This is a genomic window from Sphingomonas sp. S-NIH.Pt15_0812, from assembly GCF_003951315.1.
Classification (GTDB): Bacteria; Pseudomonadota; Alphaproteobacteria; order Sphingomonadales; family Sphingomonadaceae; genus Sphingomonas.
This window is the reverse complement of record NZ_QLJH01000050.1, coordinates 1-13,502: the sequence shown is the minus strand read 5'-3', so window position 1 is coordinate 13,502 and position 13,502 is coordinate 1. Positions and strand designations below refer to the sequence as shown.

16 protein-coding genes are annotated in these 13,502 nt (G+C 60.7%); 5 read left to right on the top strand and 11 right to left on the bottom strand.

Annotated features, from left to right (window positions below; all coding sequences use genetic code 11):
- On the top strand, window positions 1-123 hold a 123-nt coding region (locus BRX43_RS18710), incomplete at its 5' end, for a transposase domain-containing protein (protein ID WP_164523679.1).
- 241 nt (window positions 124-364) lie between these two features.
- Here BRX43_RS18710 and BRX43_RS18705 read toward each other — a convergent pair.
- The 8 genes from BRX43_RS18705 to BRX43_RS18670 all read right to left on the bottom strand — a co-directional run bounded on the left by BRX43_RS18705 (window position 365) and on the right by BRX43_RS18670 (window position 8,873).
- Window positions 365-2,437, bottom strand: coding sequence for an ATP-binding protein (locus BRX43_RS18705; protein ID WP_164523678.1), 2,073 nt, complete (start codon window positions 2,435-2,437; stop codon window positions 365-367).
- A gap of 218 nt (window positions 2,438-2,655) precedes the next feature.
- The gene (locus tag BRX43_RS18700) at window positions 2,656-3,369 is read right to left on the bottom strand and encodes an HAD family phosphatase (protein ID WP_125996583.1); all 714 of its coding nucleotides are present in this window, start codon (window positions 3,367-3,369) and stop codon (window positions 2,656-2,658) included.
- Window positions 3,370-3,497: 128 nt separating this feature from the next.
- A complete protein-coding gene (locus BRX43_RS18695) occupies window positions 3,498-4,244 on the bottom strand; it encodes an outer membrane beta-barrel protein (RefSeq protein ID WP_125996582.1) in 747 nt (248 codons plus the stop codon).
- Window positions 4,245-4,316: 72 nt separating this feature from the next.
- Complete coding sequence (locus BRX43_RS18690) at window positions 4,317-6,248, bottom strand: mechanosensitive ion channel domain-containing protein (protein WP_125996581.1); 1,932 nt, start codon at window positions 6,246-6,248, stop codon at window positions 4,317-4,319.
- 155 nt (window positions 6,249-6,403) lie between these two features.
- Window positions 6,404-7,201 (bottom strand): outer membrane beta-barrel protein, encoded by a 798-nt coding sequence (locus BRX43_RS18685; RefSeq protein WP_241215068.1) that lies wholly within the window; start codon window positions 7,199-7,201, stop codon window positions 6,404-6,406.
- A 20-nt stretch (window positions 7,202-7,221) separates the two neighbouring features.
- Window positions 7,222-7,605 carry an EF-hand domain-containing protein gene (locus BRX43_RS18680; RefSeq protein WP_125996580.1) on the bottom strand — a complete coding sequence of 128 codons (384 nt, stop codon included), beginning with the start codon at window positions 7,603-7,605 and terminating at the stop codon, window positions 7,222-7,224.
- A 48-nt stretch (window positions 7,606-7,653) separates the two neighbouring features.
- On the bottom strand, window positions 7,654-8,076 hold the full coding sequence (locus BRX43_RS18675) for a hypothetical protein (protein ID WP_206433283.1): 423 nt from the start codon (window positions 8,074-8,076) through the stop codon (window positions 7,654-7,656).
- Window positions 8,077-8,333: 257 nt separating this feature from the next.
- On the bottom strand, window positions 8,334-8,873 hold the full coding sequence (locus BRX43_RS18670; RefSeq protein ID WP_164523680.1) for a TetR/AcrR family transcriptional regulator: 540 nt from the start codon (window positions 8,871-8,873) through the stop codon (window positions 8,334-8,336).
- A 283-nt stretch (window positions 8,874-9,156) separates the two neighbouring features.
- Here BRX43_RS18670 and BRX43_RS18665 point away from each other — a divergent pair, with 283 nt between their 5' ends.
- From BRX43_RS18665 to BRX43_RS18655, 3 genes are all read left to right on the top strand, one after another.
- Complete coding sequence (locus BRX43_RS18665) at window positions 9,157-10,203, top strand: alpha/beta hydrolase (protein WP_125996578.1); 1,047 nt, start codon at window positions 9,157-9,159, stop codon at window positions 10,201-10,203.
- 164 nt (window positions 10,204-10,367) lie between these two features.
- Window positions 10,368-10,811: a sigma-70 family RNA polymerase sigma factor gene (locus BRX43_RS18660; RefSeq protein WP_125996577.1), complete on the top strand. Its 444-nt coding sequence runs from the start codon at window positions 10,368-10,370 to the stop codon at window positions 10,809-10,811.
- Window positions 10,808-11,251 (top strand): nuclear transport factor 2 family protein, encoded by a 444-nt coding sequence (locus tag BRX43_RS18655; RefSeq protein WP_125996576.1) that lies wholly within the window; start codon window positions 10,808-10,810, stop codon window positions 11,249-11,251. Before BRX43_RS18660 ends, BRX43_RS18655 begins: the two co-directional genes overlap by 4 nt.
- 112 nt (window positions 11,252-11,363) lie before the next feature.
- Here the strand turns inward: BRX43_RS18655 and BRX43_RS18650 are convergent, their stop codons facing one another.
- Together BRX43_RS18650 and BRX43_RS18645 are read right to left on the bottom strand one after the other, a co-directional pair.
- Window positions 11,364-11,666: a hypothetical protein gene (locus BRX43_RS18650; protein WP_206433282.1), complete on the bottom strand. Its 303-nt coding sequence runs from the start codon at window positions 11,664-11,666 to the stop codon at window positions 11,364-11,366.
- 126 nt (window positions 11,667-11,792) lie between these two features.
- On the bottom strand, window positions 11,793-12,254 hold the full coding sequence (locus BRX43_RS18645; RefSeq protein WP_125996575.1) for an Lrp/AsnC family transcriptional regulator: 462 nt from the start codon (window positions 12,252-12,254) through the stop codon (window positions 11,793-11,795).
- A 101-nt stretch (window positions 12,255-12,355) separates the two neighbouring features.
- Between BRX43_RS18645 and BRX43_RS18640 the strand changes: the two genes are divergently transcribed.
- On the top strand, window positions 12,356-13,252 hold the full coding sequence (locus tag BRX43_RS18640) for an EamA family transporter (protein ID WP_206433281.1): 897 nt from the start codon (window positions 12,356-12,358) through the stop codon (window positions 13,250-13,252).
- Between the two features lie 77 nt (window positions 13,253-13,329).
- Here BRX43_RS18640 and BRX43_RS18635 read toward each other — a convergent pair.
- On the bottom strand, window positions 13,330-13,502 hold a 173-nt coding region (locus tag BRX43_RS18635; protein WP_206433231.1), incomplete at its 5' end, for an integrase core domain-containing protein.

The window sequence follows — 13,502 nt, the reverse complement described above, 5'->3', positions numbered from 1 at the left end:
ATCGCCTATATCGCCGACGTCATCGCCAGGGTCGCGGGCGACTGGCCAGCCAGCCGCTGGGACGAACTCATGCCGTGGAACTGGATGCCGCCAGCAGATCGGCCGACCGCGCAAGCTGCCTGATCTGCGGTCGTCACACCACGCTTACATCCGGTCAGCCCTCGATCATTGAGACAGACCCCCGAACATCATCCCCCATTAGGTGGAGCCGCATCAAGCTGAACCAACGGCTGAAGTTGGGAGGCAGGGAAGGGTGCCGGGACGACTGTATTTGGGTCGTCCGGTCGGAGGACTCCTCCTCTTCCGGTGCTATGTCTAACTAAAGCCGTTGGTCCAGTGCGTAGATTTGACCCTATGCGGAAAGTCAGCGGGCGCTGTCGCTTGTCACCGCCCGAAGCACTCGGGAAACTTCATCGGCTGAATACGGCTTATGGACGAGGGTGAAGCCGTGGCTTCCCTCTTGGGCGATCACGTGGCTGTAGCCGCTGGCGAGAACCACCGGTAGTTCTGGCATGTCGCGCAAGAGCCTCTTGGCAAGCTCAAGCCCTCCGATCCCTGGCATGACGACGTCGGAAAAGACGACATCGAAGCCTGCCTTTCCTCCCTGGAGAACCTCCAGCGCCTCCTCCGCCGTAGAAACCCAGCGCGTCTTGTAGCCTAGTTCTTCAAGTGCCTGCGTCGAGAAGCGACCAACCTCCTCGTTATCCTCGACCACGAGAACGCAAAGACCGGCGCCTTCGCCGCTGCTGGTCCCTGCTCGGCTCTCATCGATCACTTCGTGGCCACGCTCTGCTTCGGGCAGGTAGAGCGTGAACGTTGCCCCGGCGCCTGCCACACTCGTCACTTCGATGTCACCGCCGGATTGCTTGGCGAAACCGAATGCCTGGCTGAGACCAAGCCCCGTGCCTTTGCCGACGTCCTTCGTCGTGAAGAACGGCTCGAAAATGCGCTGCATGTCCCCAGACGTGATGCCACTGCCGGTATCAGTCAGCGACACAGCGACGAACTTGCCAGGAGAACCGGCGTGGCCGCGAAGTGGCGGCAGCGCGGCGCCACATCGAACCTCGATCGTCAGCGTACCGACACCATCCATCGCGTCACGCGCATTGACCGCCATGTTGACCAAAGCCGTTTCAAACTGGCTGAGGTCGGCACGCACATAACATGGTGTCTCTGGCAACCGGAGCCGTACGGCGACACGGGCGCCCGTAACGGTGTCGAGCATGTCTCCCACACTGTTCGCCCGGCTTACCGCGTCGAACACCTCCGGCTTGAGCGCCTGACGTCTCGCGAAGGCGAGAAGCTGGCCGGTCAGCTTCGTTGCTCTGGATGCCGTGTCAGCGATGGCGTCGATATACCGAGCCTGCTTCTCGGGATTGAGATTGCCACGCCGCAAGAGGTCGACAGAGCCGCGGATCACCGTCAGCAGATTGTTGAAGTCATGTGCCACCCCGCCCGTCAGCTGCCCAATAGCTTCCATCTTTTGCGAGTGCCGCAGCGTCTCCTCAGTTTTGAGAAGTTCGCGGGTGCGTTCATCGACACGAACCTCGAGTTGGTGCGCCAGGTTGCGCAGTGTCTTCTCGTTCTCCAGCCGCTCCCGCCCGACCGCCAGAAAACGGGCCAGCGTCGAAAAGAAGGTCAGCGCTTCGGGGTCGAATTGATCGCAGTGAAACGAGGCGAAAGATATAACACCGAACAGGTCGGCCCGGCCGCGAAGGGGATATCCGGCGTAGGCAGTAATGCCCTCTTTGTACGCGAAATCGTAGCGAGAATTTGAACTCAGCTGCGTCTTGTTCAAGATGAGCGGTTCACGCTGCTGCGCCACGATGCCGCAGAGTGGCAGCGTAAAAGGAGCATGCCGGAGCTGTTCCTGCTGCTCTGGCGGCACATTGACTGAGTGGATCAGGCGAAGATGGTCCCGGTCCTCGCTGAGGGCGTAGGTGAAGCTTTGATCAAAGCCGAGGGTCTGGATCCCGCTTTCCAGAATCGCCTGATTAACTGCGTCGGGGTCAGACCCGGAGAGCAAGCCGTCGGATGCCTTTACGAGCAGGCTCAGTCGTTCTTCGCGAAGCCGCTCGGTGGTGCGGTCCCGCAGCACCTTCACGTATCCTTGAAGCTCATCGTTGGGGGATTGCAAGGGCGTCATCTCCCCTTGAGCCCAGAAACGGTTCCCGTCTTGTCGCAGATGCCAACGCTCGTCGTTCGCTTTCCCGGTCTCGCGCGCAAGGCGCATCTCGGTTTGCGGCCGACCGATGGCGTGATCTTCTGGTGTGAAGATGCGTTTGAGCGGTTCACCGAGCATCTCGGCCTCTGTCCAGCCAAGCACTTTCTCAGCGCCGCGGCTCCACCGGGTCACTTGACCACTCACGTCGGTAGCGATCATCGCGAAGTCAGTTGCGTTGTCTACAATCAACCGGTCGAAGTCACATCCGCTCATTCGACGCCGCCATGGCACACTGCCAACGTCATTAGTCCTGCTTGATGGCGCGGGTAGAGCTTCACGCATGATTCCTCGTCAGTGTGGCGCTTCTAACCATCAGGGAAGCTAGACGCTCCATAGTCGATATAGCAGCTCACCGACTTCGAATTGGCGTCACACTGTGACGCTCGTATGCGCTCCAGCCATATCAGCGACGAGATTACCGAATTGATTTATTAACCGGGTTTGCGAGCAACTGGATGCCCGTTTGGTGAACTACAAGGCTTTGACAGCGTCGCTGCAATCAGGTCTCTTACTGAAAAAAGGTTGGGGAGCACCACAGTGGCCAAAGCTTTGGTGTAAGGTGTAGCTGGCGCCAAGTCGGGAACAAGCACTGTCATCATCCCGGCCGCAGCACCGGCCCGCAGGCCATTCGGCGAGTCCTCTATGACAACGCAGCTTTCTGGTGAAACACCAAGCCGCTTGGCGGTAAGCAGATATGGTTCGGGATGAGGCTTCGGATTGCCAACGTCACTGAGGGTAACAATTTGATCAAATCGATCAAGAATGCCCGCAACGGAAAGCCGCTCTTCTGCAAGAGGGCTTTTCGAGGACGTACAAAGCCCAAGCGGTAATTCCGTTTGCCGAAGGCTATCGAGAACCTCAATCGCGCCCGGACGGAACGGCACACCTGCTCGCCACATCTCGTCAAACAGCTGGTCAGATGCCGCGTGAAACGCCGTTAAATCGAAATCTTCGCTCCAGTGCTGTCGGAGGAGCCGCTCATTGTCCTCACGATGCAGTCCGACAAGTTGTAAGAACATCTGCTCTGACAGCTCGCGCCCCATGGACTGAGCAACCTTCTGAAGCGCAGAATGATAGACCGCTTCAGTGTCGAGCAACGTTCCATCCATATCAAAGATCACAGCTAGTGGGCGGTTTGGTAGCATGTGTGAGAAAACCTTTTGGGAGCTCGGTTTCGGAGGTGGCGACAGCTGTTGATCAACAAGCAATCAGGTCGAATATCGGCGGCCGAAAGGCGGTCAGCCTATCTTCGGTATTAGAGGCCGCAGCAGTCCTAGAACAGAAAGCTTAGTCCGCCAGCCAAGCTATGGTTGCGAACGTCGATGCCAACCTGGATGTCGCCGGTCGATCCGGAAATTCCTTGTGCCGAGCCAGCCACTCGACCAGCCACTGCGCGCGCATTGTTGACGCCTGTGTACCGGTACTCACCGAAAAGCGCGACATGCTGAGAAAGCGGCACTTTGGCGCCAATGCCGGCGCGCACGCCCCAGTAGCCGCTGACATCGCTATCGGTGATGAGGTATGCCGGACCCGCGAGTATGTAGGGCTGGCCCCCCCCTCGTGGCACTCGGATCATTGCGACTGCGGCAATCGTAGCGGTGGTCGGAACCCTTATCCGAGGGATCTCCACACGGACCGACTGACCAGGATCGATGGTCACCTGCTCACCAAAGACCTGCTCGTCGAAGCGTAGGTTTGCGGTCGCTCGAATGGCTTGTCGGTCAAGGTCGGGGCTCAGCGTGGCAGCGTCCACGGCTATACCGAACCAGCTGAACCAATGGCCGGCGCGCAGCCCGTATATCGTTGAGCGCGTCGGCTTCACGCTCTCAACATCGACACGCAGCTGAGCAGGCACGACCGCACCGTTGATCCTGGCCTGATCCACGGTGATTGATGCCGCTGTGCGCTCAGGCGCCGATCGACCGGCGAAGACATCGACGAAAGTTTGCGCAGCTGCCGGCGAGTACGGCAGCAACGAGGCGACTGCAATGAGTGTCAATCGATAGGGGAGATGAGTCATGAGCGTCTTTCAGGCCAATTAGCAGCGTGTTCGTGTTTCGTGTGAGATCGAGGTAACGGGTGCTGCCCCCGCTCAGCACGCGGCCAGTGTAATCCCATCCGCTCGTATGGCTGAAAGACCGAAAAGAATGTCGCTTCTGACATCGCGGCCCTGCGCTTGCCGGGAGGGCTCGACGGATATCGCGAAGACCCATTCAACCGCCCCGAACTTCTCGAGCCGGATCGTTGGCGATGTCTCGTGACTGACGGAGGATGAATGTGAAAGGTGCTGCGCCAGCATTTTACGCGCACCGTCGGCGTCTACAGCACCAGTGATCGTGACCGTGAGCGCGATTTCGGAAGGCGCCTCAACAGCGGACTTGTTCACCACGGTTGTCGAAATAAATGCCGAGTTCGGTATGATCGCGATCGAGCCGTCATCGGCCACCAGCTCGGTGGCACGGACACGCATCCTACGGATCTTGCCTTCCGAACCTGACACCGACACTCGGTCGCCGATCTTCACCGGCCGCTCGAACAGCATGATGACACCGGAGACGAAATTCTGGATGATCGCCTGGAGCCCGAAACCGATGCCGACGGTCAGGGCGCTGGCGATCAGGGTTATCTTCTCGAGCTGCAATCCAAGCGTGCCACTGGTTGCGACCAGCGCAAAGATAATGCCGACGTAGCTCAGGCCGGTCGTGATCGACGTACGAGCACCGATGTCGAGGTTCGTCGACGGAAGGAACCGCCGCTCGAGCCATCCCCGGATCATTCGGGTCACTGCGATGCCTCCAACGAGGACGGCAATGGCAGTCAGGATGGTCTGTGGTGACAGGTTGATCGTGCGCAGCGCGGCGATCATCGGGCTGGGACGGACCTGCGCTACCACGGTGGTCCCGCCTCCTTGCAGAGGCGACAGGACGAGCAGCAGGGCGAAGAGCCAGACGATGACGCTTAGCATTGCGCTCGCCAGCAGCGCACCTTGATCAATCCGCGTCTTCTGAACGCCAACCACGCCGGTCGCGAACCTGGCCGCTCGCTTGTCCTCGCCAAGGAGTTGCGCAACGAGCGCGTCGATGAAACGCGTCATCAGCCACGCGGTGGTAAGGATCAGCGCCACCCATAGGATCTCCTGCAGCAGGAGCACAGCGAAGCGCGTGTGACCAAGCAGAAGCGCCCCGAGCGCGACGGCCAGCGCCGTCCAGACGACGGCGGTGAGGCTGAAAATGGCCGGGAGGCTGGGACCCTGATCATCGGCCGCAGCCGAAACGACGCGCTCACGTGCGCGCCCGGCAAGGACCAGAAATCTACCGATCAGGAGGGCTTCTGCGATCGCCAGAACCGCTTGTGCGACCCCCCACGATGACTGCGAGGCATCGAGGATGCGTGATGCCTGATCGATAAAGGTCGCGGTGCCAAGCATGATGGCGGCAGCGAATGGATAGAAGCCGATGGTTTGTCCGAGACCTGCGGGTAGCTGCAGCGGTCGCAGCTCCTTGGCGTCCGGGGAGCGGAGCGCTCTCCCAAGGCCAAGCCCCAAACCGGACGTCACGACGCCGGCGAAGAGAACCCCCACCAGGGTTTTTACCTCGGGGAGGATCGGCAGGTAGCGCACGACACCCATCAGCATCAGCAACCCGCCCACGCTGACGCAGGCCAGAGTGATCAGGACCGCCCCGAGTGCGCGCCCGAAGATCGCCAGTTTGCTGTGACTATGCTGTCGCTTCAAAAACCCGGAAAGGCGCTGCAGCGCCCAGCTCCGCGCCGGCTGCATGACGAAGAAGGCGAGGGCTATCAGCACGAAGAACCCGGCCAGCTTTGCGGTAGCCGGCACCGGCTGCGCGAGCTGCCGGGTCATCAAAGCAAGGCCGGCGCCAGCGTCATTGGCCAGGTTGGCAAATAGCCCACCGCCTTCGTCGGCACGCGACAGAGCCCCACCCGGCGCTGCGCCAGCGGAGGCGCTCGTCACTCCCGACGACAGGCAAAGCCCAAGGGTCCATGCCTTGCGTAGTCGCGTCATGAGCGAACCTTTAATGCTGTCGATGTCGCCGGGAGGCGGCACCTGTATGGTCGGTCGACCCGCGATCGGGCGATCGGCTCCGCCACGGTTTGGCCGCCTGGTGTGGTAGGCCGGTGCCCGCTTCTGGCGGACACCGGCCTGATCACGTTAGGATCCTAGAACCGGATGCCGAGACCAGCGACGACCTGGTGACGATCGGTATCGACCTTGAAGGCGTTGCTGGTGCCACCCTCGCGAAAGGCGAGCTCGGCGTCGTTGTAGTTCGAGTAGCGATACTCGAGCTTGGCATAGGTGTTGGCAGAGAGCGCCTGTTCGGCGCCTGCGCCGACGCGCCAACCATCGAGACGGAAAGTGTCGTCTGTCTGGGTTGTGCTGCTGCCGGCGATGACGTTCAGGCGCGCATTGGTGTAGCCGCCCTTTGCGTAGATCATGGTTCCGGGCGCCATGACGAAGCCGAGGCGGCCACCGGCATACAGGTCCCGGCCGGACGCAACGGTGCCGTAGCCGAAGAAATTAGGATCGCTGCGGTTTGCCTTAATTTTGCCGGTGGAGTCGCTCCACTCGCCTTCGATGCCAAGGACGAGCCCGCCAAGCGGAATGTCGAAGCCGACGTCGACCCCGTACAGGACACCTTCGGTGCTCTGATCATCGCCGTCGACATCAGAGTCTTCGGTGCTCCCTGGCCGTACGATGTCGAGACCACCCAGAATGCCGACGCGCAGGCCGGCGTTCGGCGCACTTTGAGCATAGGCTGGCAGCGACGTCAGGACGGTGGCTGCAGCCGCGGACACGATCAGGATAGAAGTACGCACGGATAGGTCTCCAACAGGCCGGGCGTTCATCGCCTCGGCGTCTGATTTTTGATTTCGTTTGCGGGTGCCGAGCACGATGGGCGTAAGCGGCGAAGCGGACGCACCAGCTGGACAAAGCCGTTGACCGGCGTCTTCGGACAAGAAGGCGACGGCTTGGTCGGTTACTTACCTGTGACCTCTTCAGCCTGACTCTTGATCATGGCCGACCGGAGTTCGCTTTTGCTGATACCGCCACTTTTATCGGCGTCGATGAAGTCGAAATATTTCGCCATGATCGCGCTTGAAGACTGAGCTTCCGATCGACTGATCGTGCCGTTGCCGTCCTTGTCGAGCTGGCCGAACGTTTGATCGAACTTCGCACCTTGTCGAGCGAGACGGGCACGCATGAACCGGTCGAACTCGGCAGGCTCAACCTTGCCGTCTTTGTTGATGTCCATGGCTGCAAAGCCAGCATCGATGTACCGCTTGGTGGCATCATCGGCTTGAGCGGTCGCGGCAGCAGCGACACAGGCCGCGACTGTTGCGAACAGAATTTTGATCTTCACGTGATATCCTCGGTACGAGTTGGACCCGGCATGTCGATGGGCGAGAGATCAGCGACCCTCAGTCGGCCGCCAGTCGGGACGACGATCGTCGCGCCGATCGTTGCGCCAGTTATCATTGCGATTATCGCGCCGATCGTTGCGCCAGCCCGGACCGCGGTCGCCACGCCATTCGTCGCGGCGGTCGCGATCTTTCTTGTTGCCGGACGTAACATTGCCGACCGCGCCGCCAGCTGCGGCGCCCGCAAGCGATGCCCACGGGTCACCACCCGAGAAGAGCGCGCCGGCGAGCAGGCCGATGCCTGCGCCGATTACAGTGCCCTTCTTCTTGTCGTCCTTGCGCTTCTCTTCCTTCTTATGTGCAACGATAGCGCCGCGCCGCCACTCACGGTTCGCGTTCTGAGCGTCAGCCGCTGGGACAGACGATAAAACGCTGAGCGCAACGGCGCTCCCGATCAGCTTTGCCATCTTCATACGCATTACTCCTGGGTGCTGAGACCACGAGCCATGTGGTCTGCCGCGTCGGCCTTCTGCGGCGCTGATCTGCGGTCTGAGGCCGCTTTGCCCTAACTAAACTAGTAACGCAACTGGCTAGTTGCGTTAGTTGGGAAAATGCTGATGGACCCTGCAGCGCGCACGAGTGTGCGCGTCAGCCAGGCCGGGGCGGCCAGCTACTCGTTCACCATCGATGTAGATTGCCGAAATCGTGGCCGGCCGCGCCGGTCAGCGGTTCACTTAACGGCTATCCTGCAGAACGCATGCCAGCGAGTCTCAAACTCGCGTGCCATCTCTGCGGCGCCTGCCGTGCCCCTGATGACCAGGCTGTGCGTGGCAGAGGTGAGAAGGTCGTTGAGGATCTCTGCCTGAGAGACGATATCCCCTTCCGCCCGCAATCCGATGCGCTCCAACTCCTCGAGGTGTCGGAGGAAGACGCCGATCACCTTTGGTCGCAGATTGTTCAGGTGCTTCCTGATCGCCTCGTTCCGGAAGCTTTCAGCAACGAGGAAAAAGCCAAGCCGGGTCCCAAGCTGGGGATCGCCATTCATCCGCTGCCAGCTAACCTGTCGAAGAGCTTCAAGAGGATTGTCCGCGACGATTTCCTCCTCGTGTCGGTTCATCTGGTCCAGGCCAAACGACACGGCATCAGCGAGGAGGTCGTACTTGCTGGTCCAGCGACGGTAGATGGCCTGTTTGCTGACGCCCGCCATTTTGGCGACCTCATCCATACTGAAGTCGGACCCGTTTTCAGCGAATGCCTGGATCGTGGCCATCAGCACCGTGCCAGCGATCTCAGCTGCACGCTCCGCCGTAGGACGCCCCCCCAGCGATTTGGCCGCTGGCGCTTCTGTTTTAGCTGCGGGTTTCAGATGTGCTGCCTTCTCGATCTCGTTCTCGCCGGCGTGACCAGCATCACCAACTATGGCAACAGCTAACGCAACTGTCTAGTTGCGTTGCCGACACGCTGCTCTTATAGGGTGGAATGGTCGACGCCTTCTTTTGCGCGCTCTCACGAGCGAGGTCTGTCGGCAGATACGAGAGCGAGGATCCTCAGCCATGTTGCGTCGTAGCGTCATAAAGGGCCTGTCAGCGGCCGCGGCTAGCGTGCCGTTCATCAGCGCAAAGACGGTGCTGGCTCAGTCACCTGACGAGGCTTACCTCGCGTACGTTCATCCTGAGCTACGGCCGATGGCCAAGCAATTCCTGCCGATGCTCCGCAATCAAACGCCTCCCTCGCTTGCCAATCTCAAGCGGGATCGGCTCATGGTGGAGCAATATGGCGGGCCGCCTGCCGAGGTTCCTCATGAGAAACGTGTGATCGCTGGCCGTGACGGCGCTCCTCCGGTGACCATCTACATCGTGAATGGCGGCAAGGCTGGCACTCGACCCGCACTCCTGCACATGCATGGGGGTGGCTTCACCTCTGGTAGCGCGCGTGGCTCACTGGGCGGTCTGCTCAAGACGGCTCAGGAGCTCGATTGCCTCGCCGTGTCGGTGGAATACAGACTTGCCCCCGAGACGACCTATCGCGGCTCTGTCGAGGACAACTACGCCGCCTTGAAGTGGCTGCACGGCAATGCACGAAGCCTGGGCGTCGACCCGGCACGCATTGGGATCATGGGAGAAAGCGCAGGAGGTGGCCATGCCGCTCTTCTCGCCATCACAGCGCGGGATCGCGGAGAAATTCCGGTCGCGTTCCAGTGCTTGATCTATCCCATGCTGGACGATCGCACCGGCACTAGCCGTAAGGTCCCTGCCCATATCGGTCGGCTGCTCTGGACCCCGATGAGCAATCGATTTGGATGGCAGTGCTTCCTCGGCAGAACTCCGGGCCTCGCCTCCGGACCGATCGCGGGCGTGCCTGCAAGGGTGCAGAACCTGAATGGGCTGCCGCCGATGTTTATCGGTGTGGGCTCGATCGACCTCTTTGTGGACGAAGACGTCGACTACGCACAGCGTCTCAATGCCGCAGGGGTCACGACCGAACTCGTCGTCGTTCCCGGAGCCTATCACGGCTTCGATGCGCAGACCGATACCAAGGTGGTCAGCCAGTTCAACGCTGCGAAAATTGCCGCCCTGAAGCTGGGTCTCGGCATCGCTTGAACCAGACGCGTCGGCTGCCCGCAGCCCGGGGCGAGCTTAATCCGGCAGGGTGTCGAAACGCCGTCAAAATCCAGAGGTGATGCATTACCGCTGCACCAACAGATATCGACCATCTTGCCGGTACAGGCTTCACGCAAGCGGAGTTTGGAAATCAGCTCGCCAAGATGCGACTGCCGTTGCAGGCCTACGCTCGCAGGATGTGTCAGGACGGCGACCTTGCCGATGACCTGGTTCAGGAGACCTTTTTGAGGGCGTGGCGGGCGCGCAGCCAGTTCAAGCCCGGCTCGCACTTCCGGGCATGGCTCTACACGATTTTGCGCAATGCCTTCCGCAACCACTATCGGCGGGCACGGTGGCAAGGCGAGTTTCACGAAGGCGCTGCAGAGATCAGCCTGGCCAGGAACGAGGGGCAATCCGCCGCTGTCGAACTCAATCAGGTCCGCTCTGCGATCGATCGGTTACCACCCGACCAAGGTTCGGCGCTGCGTCTCGTTGCCGTTGATGGCCTTTCATACGAGGAGGCGGCGCAGGAAGCCGACATAACCCTCTCGAGTCTCAAAAGCCGCGTTCATCGCGGGAGATTAGCCTTGATGGAGATGATGAGTTGACGTTGGACGATGCTACAAACGAACGGCGCCAGGCGGTTTGTGACATGGAGGCGATCAGGCAGCTTCGCCGTCGCTATGCTTTCAGCATGGAGGCTGGCCGGCTCGAAGGTTTGGATGACGTCTTCGCGCCTCATGCTCAGGTGATCGCTTCCACAACGACCATGTCTGGGCTGCCAGCGATCAAGGTAAGCCTGGAGGCGGGATGCAGCGAACTCGAAGCGCCGGCTAGCCGACAGCGTCCCTTTGCACATGCCCTTGTTCGTCATGACATCCACCTCGCAGGAGATGGGACAGCGTCCGGGCGCTGCTACGTCATGGATTTAGGAGCTGGTCCAATTTCCGAGCCTGAGACAGCCATCTGTCTGAAGGCATTTCGCGACGAGTATCGGCGTATCGATGGCAAGTGGCGCATCACGCAGACGGTCATCGAACCGGTTTAGATCCCCCGGTAAGATCGCGCCTGCATGGGGCCACTTCCGTAGGCTATTTCGCCCTCGTTCCAGCGAAGCGGCCCGGCGCTGGTGCGACACCAGGCCCGACCAACCTAGTTTCTCAGCGAACGCGATGGCGCCTGCCGCGATCGTCCACCCAGAAGCGGCGACCACGGCCGTCACGGTACACATCGCGACGCCGGCCGTCATGGGTCACCGCTCCGACAACGGCTCCCCCTGCAGCGCCGAGGGCTGCTCCCTTGGCGATATCACCGCCTGTCAGAGCTCCAATGGCTGCGCCGCCAGCTGCACCGAACAGCGCGCCGCGCGTCGCAGCCCGGCGCTCGCCACGATCAGAAGCGCAACCAGACACAAGCACACTTCCTGATGCCACCAGCATCACCATGGTCGCCTTGATCGTCATCATTTTCTCCGTGAGGTAACAAGCAGCATCAACGCCTAACGTAACTAGATAGTTGCGTTAGGCGTTGATCGGGGCTGTACCGCTGGACCACATACGGCTGCTGCCTCATGGCTGCGCACCCGTGGATCAGCCCTCGTCGACAGGAACAGGGCTGGAAGGCTTGATCTCGCGGATCACGACCAGGGTCTTGAAGCTACGTACGCGGTCGTCGGCGGAAAATAGCCGCTGCACCAGCTCGTCATATCCTTCCATGTCGCGCGCCACGATCCTGACGACGAGATCGTGATCGCCAGTGACGTTCCAAGCCTCCAGCACCTCCGGCTCAGCGCTGAGCACACGCTTCATCTCCTCGATCGTCCGCGCACCTTCGCGCTCCAGCGTGACCATGGTTAGAAGGGTCAATGGCCAGCCCAAATCGCGCGGGCGGACGATAGCGACTTCGCGATCGATGATGCCTGCGGCACGGAGCTGGCGCACACGGCGGTAACACGCAGGCGTGGAGAGGCCGACCTCCTCCGCCACCTGAGCCATGGGCCGCTGGGTGTCCGCCTGCAACACCTTCAGGAGCTTGCGATCGAGCGAATCCATGGCGACCGGATTTCCTTCGAGGAGTACAAGGTGCGATAATTATAGTCGCTGATGGACGAAAATCGATCACGACAGCTCAGCTGATTTCGTATTTTTGCGTCATGAATATTCCAGTGAATTCCATGCCCACCCGCCCGCAGATTGACCTTGTGGCCGTTGTCGCACTGGCCGGCTCGTTGCTATCGATCAGCGTAGGCGCCTCATTTGCGAAGGGCCTGTTTCCCGCGATAGGCCCAGAGGGAGCGACTGCGCTCCGCCTGATGGTGAGTGCCTGTGCATTGTCGGCGATCTTCCGCCCATGGCGGACGTTCTCTCGAGCAGACTTTTACTCCCTTCTACCGTACGGGCTGATGCTCGGGATCATGAACCTGGCCTTTTACAAGGCCCTGACGTTCATCCCTTTAGGTATCGGCATCGCGATCGAGTTCACCGGGCCTCTTGCCGTTGCCCTGCTGACCTCCCGGCGAAAGATGGATTTCGTCTGGATCGCTTTAGCTGTGGCCGGCCTTATGCTGTTGCTGCCGATTTGGAGCGGCGTTGCACATCTGGATTGGCGAGGCATAGCGCTTGCTGGCGCGGCAGGAGCCTGTTGGGCGATCTACATTGTGACAGGTAAGCGCGCCGGACAAAATCATGGCACTGCGGCGGTTGCTGGCGGCATGCTGATTGCGGCCCTGATAACGGCGCCGATTGGCATCTATCATGCCGGATCTGCGATGCTCCGTCCGGACGTTCTGGCCCTCGGTGTGGCGGTCGGATTGGTCTCGAGCGCGCTGCCCTATACGCTTGAGATCATCGCTCTCCCTCGATTGCCAACCAACACCTTTGGTACGCTGCTAAGCGCTGAGCCTGCCGTCGGCGCTTTCGTCGGTTTCGTTGTCCTAGGTGAGGCTCTAGCCGGATCTCAGTGGTTGGCTATTGGCCTGATTGTCTCAGCGTCAGCCGGTGCGGCGCTGACGTCGCAGCAGGCAAAAGCCACAATGGCGGACGTCGCATGACTCTGTTGAGAAGAACACCCACATCGAGCTCTTGCGGTACCGTTGAGCAGCCCCCATCGGGTGGTCCGGGTTATTAGTTAGTGCATTGTCGTCTCCGCCGCCATTGCCGGTCGTAGGTGGAGCGAAGCGGAACCGGAGGCCGGCAATGGCGGTGTCGCCGCTTGTGGTGCGGGCGGCCGGTAGCCCAGGCTGCTGTGCGGCCGGACGGTGTTGTAGTGACGGCGCCACGCCTCGATCAGTACCCTTGCTT